The sequence below is a fragment of the Shewanella sp. ZOR0012 genome (assembly GCF_000798835.1).
GTDB classification, from domain to species: Bacteria; Pseudomonadota; Gammaproteobacteria; order Enterobacterales; family Shewanellaceae; genus Shewanella; species Shewanella xiamenensis.
Map to the genome: position 1 here is coordinate 1 of NZ_JTLE01000071.1, position 281 is coordinate 281.

The window sequence follows — 281 nt, forward strand, 5'->3', positions numbered from 1 at the left end:
TACGCGGTGATGAGCAATCACTATCATTTAGTGCTTAAAATAGATGTCGATAAGGCCAAATCCTTAACGCAAAAAGACATTATCAGCCGTTGGTGCCAAATCACTAAAGGCCATGCAGTCGCGACTAAGTATATGAATGGTGATGCATTAATCGAAGGTGAACGCATGTTGCTCGATGGCTTAATTACCGAGTGGCATGAACGATTAAGCAGTATTTCTTGGTTTATGCGTTGTTTAAACGAAGAAATTGCCCGTAAGGCTAATCGTGAAGATGAGTGCAA

Annotated in this window: 1 pseudogene; it reads left to right on the forward strand. The window is 41.3% G+C overall.

What is annotated here, in order from left to right:
- A pseudogene (locus L976_RS01620) lies at positions 1 to 281 on the forward strand (alpha-amylase family glycosyl hydrolase); the annotation flags it as partial.